General features: G+C 77.1%; 3 protein-coding genes and 1 pseudogene. 2 read left to right on the forward strand and 2 right to left on the reverse strand.

The window, feature by feature from the left end:
• Together AB0K37_RS41420 and AB0K37_RS41425 are read right to left on the reverse strand one after the other, a co-directional pair.
• Positions 1-385, reverse strand: a pseudogene (locus AB0K37_RS41420) (hypothetical protein); the annotation flags it as partial.
• An 89-nt stretch (positions 386-474) separates the two neighbouring features.
• Positions 475-1,110 (reverse strand): LysE family translocator, encoded by a 636-nt coding sequence (locus AB0K37_RS41425; RefSeq protein ID WP_363991510.1) that lies wholly within the window; start codon positions 1,108-1,110, stop codon positions 475-477.
• A gap of 94 nt (positions 1,111-1,204) precedes the next feature.
• Here AB0K37_RS41425 and AB0K37_RS41430 point away from each other — a divergent pair, with 94 nt between their 5' ends.
• Positions 1,205-2,545 carry a PLP-dependent aminotransferase family protein gene (locus AB0K37_RS41430; protein WP_363991512.1) on the forward strand — a complete coding sequence of 447 codons (1,341 nt, stop codon included), beginning with the start codon at positions 1,205-1,207 and terminating at the stop codon, positions 2,543-2,545.
• A 72-nt stretch (positions 2,546-2,617) separates the two neighbouring features.
• Positions 2,618-3,013, forward strand: a 396-nt coding sequence (locus AB0K37_RS41435) for an ATP-binding cassette domain-containing protein (protein WP_363991515.1), incomplete at its 3' end; no start/stop codon positions are given.

A 3,013-nucleotide genomic window follows, 5' to 3' on the forward strand; every position in this document is an offset into this window, starting at 1 on the left:
ACTGCTCGAACTCACGCACGACCAGACCGCCCGCCAGATGGTCGTCACGCAGCGCGACCATCTTCGCCGCGATGTCGTGCAGTTGCGCGAGGGCGACGAGCTCGGAGTGCCGCTCGGCGGCCACCGGCTCGCTGCGGTGCACCTCGACGCCGGCGACGGCGGCCAGGGCCCCGGTGAGGGCGAGGACGAGCAGGACGCCCGCGCCCCGGAGGCCTCGCGGCCGCGTCCCGGCCCCGCCGGAGGCGGCCCTGCGCGCCGCGGCCTCGGCGTAGCCCGGGTCGAGGCGCCTGCCGGCGAACAGGTCGGCGAGCAGCGACATGGAGGCGTCGGGGCGCCGGTCGGGCGGCCGCCCCCGGCCGCCGGGCTCGTCCTCAGGTGCGATCACCGGCCCATCATGGCAAGGTCCGGCGTGCCTGCGCGGCCGCGCCCGTGTCAGAGCGGGCTGCGCCCGTCGGCGGAGCGGGGCGCGGCGGGTCAGGCGGTCGCGGGGCGCAGGCCGATGTGGACGGCGAGGGCGGCCAGCACCGAGCCCATCAGGTAGCGCTGGGCGCGCTGCCAGCCGGGCCTGCGCGCGAGGAAGGCGGCGATGGAGCCGGCGCCGAGCACGATGAGGGCGTTGACGGTGACGGCGATCACGACCTGGACGGCGCCGAGCAGCAGGATCTGGACGGCGACGCTGCCGCGCCCGGGGTCGGCGAACTGCGGGAGCAGCGACACGTACAGGATGGCGATCTTGGGGTTGAGCAGGTTGGTGACCAGGCCCATGGTGAACAGCCGGCGCGGCGGGTCGGCGGGCAGGTCGGCGGGCGCGAAGGCGGTCGTGCCGCCGGGCCGCAGCGCCTGCCACGCCAGCCACAGCAGGTAGCAGGCGCCGGCCAGCTTGATCGCCGTGTAGAGGGGCGGCACGAGCGTGAAGACCGTGGTGAGGCCCGCGGTGGCGGCCGCGACGTAGACGAGGAACCCGGCGGCGACGCCGCCGAGCGAGATCAGCCCGGCGCGGCGGCCCTGCGTCACCGACCGCGACACCAGGTAGATCATGTTGGGCCCCGGGGTGAGGACGAGGCCGAGGGCGAAAAGGGCGATGGCCGCGACGGCCCCGAACGAGATCATTGCGCTCCAGACGACTCGAAGTTCTCCAAGAGTAGAAGTCGGGGTATTCTCGGTGCAATAACGAAATTGTTCTCGGTGCAATGCGAGGGTTCACGTGGACGACTTCCGGCGGGTCGCGGACGAGCTGGCCGCCGACATCGCGGCGGGACGGCTGCGCCCGGGCGAGCGGCTGCCGCCGCAGCGCGCCTTCGCCCGGCGCCGGGGCATCGCGGGCTCCACGGCGAACCGCGTGTACCGCGAGCTGGCCAGGCGCGGCCTGGTGGTGGGCGAGGTCGGGCGCGGGACCTTCGTCCGCGCCGCCGAGCGCCCGCCGGGGCCCGCGCTCGCCGAGCCCGCCGCGGCGCGCGTCGACCTGGAGCTGAACCACCCCGTGGCGCCGGGGCAGAGCGCCCTGCTCGCCGAGGGGCTGGAGCGCCTGCGCCGACCGGACGTCCTGGCCGCCGCGCTCGGGCCCGCCGGGGTCGCGGGGACCGCCGCCGCCCGCGAGGCCGCGGCGGCGCTGCTGGCCTCGCCCGGCCTGCGGCCCGCCCCCTCCGAGGTGCTGTTCGCGGGGAACGGCCGGCAGGCCGTCGCGGGCGCCGTGGCGGCGCTCGTGCCCGCGGGCGGCCGGCTCGGCGTCGAGGCGCTGACCTATCCGGTGATCAAGGGGATCGCGGCCCGGCTCGGGGTGACGCCGGTCCCGATCGCGATGGACGAGCACGGCCTGCGCCCGGACGCGCTCGCCGAGGCCCATCGCGCCGCCCCGCTCGGCGCCGTCTACGTCCAGCCGACGCTGCACAACCCGCGCGGGACCACGATGCCGGAACAGCGCCGCGCCGAGCTGGCCGGCGCGCTGGAGCGGCTCGGCCTGCACGCCGTGGAGGACCGCGTCTGGGCGTTCCTTCCGGACGGCGGGCCGGAACCGCTCGCGGCGCACGCCCCGCATCGCACCGTCCTCGTCGACAGCCTCTCCAAGCGCCTCGCCCCAGGTCTGAGCCTCGGCTTCGCCGTCCCGCCCGCGGCGCTCGCCGGGCGCGTCGCCACCGCGCTGCGCTCCGGCGCCTGGGGCCCGCAGGGGTTCGCGCTGGAGGCCGCGGCGGGCTGGATCGCCGACGGGACGGTCGAGAAGATCGTGCGGGCCAAGCGCGCCGACGCCGCGTCCCGCCAGCGGATCGTGGCCCGGTGCCTGGAGGGCGCGGCCGTCCGGTCCGATCCCTGCTCGTACTTCTGCTGGTGGGAGCTGCCCCGGCGGTGGCGGGCCGAGACGTTCGTGGCGGCGGCCGCCCGGCGCGGCATCGCCGTCACCCCGGCCGCCGCCTTCGTCGTGGGCGGCGCCGCCGCCCCGCGCGCCGTCCGCCTCGGCCTGGCCTCCCCGCCGCCGGACGTCCTCGCCCGCACCCTGCGGACGCTCGCCGGGATCGCCGCCGGGGACCCCGACGACGACGCCCCCGACTGACCGGATCCGGCGGCTGGACGCGCATCGGAAGATCGTCCATCGTCGAGGTGGTGTCGCCCGGCGGGAGGACAGATGATCGAGGTCCGCGAGGTGGGGCAGCGAGCGGCCGGGGGGCGGCGGACGCTGCGGGAGGTGTCGCTGTCGATCGGCGCCGGGGAGCTGGTGGCGATCATCGGCGGCAGCGGGGCGGGCAAGACCACCCTGCTGGACGCCATCGCGGGCGTCCGGCCGCCCGCCGAGGGCGAGGTCAGGTACGACGGCGGCGCGGCCGGCCCGGCCGCGGGCTCGCTGGGCTACGTGCCGCAGGACGACATCGTGCACCTGGAGATGCCGCTGCGGCGCACGCTGCGGTACGCGGCGGGGCTGCGGCTGCCTTGGAGGTCCTGCGGGTCCCCGAGGGGCGGCTGCTGCTCCAGACCCTCCGCAGCCACGACCAGTACAACACCACCGTCTACGGCCTGGACGACC

It is taken from the genome of Actinomadura sp. NPDC049753, assembly GCF_040674655.1.
GTDB lineage: Bacteria > Actinomycetota > Actinomycetes > Streptosporangiales > Streptosporangiaceae > Spirillospora > Spirillospora verrucosospora.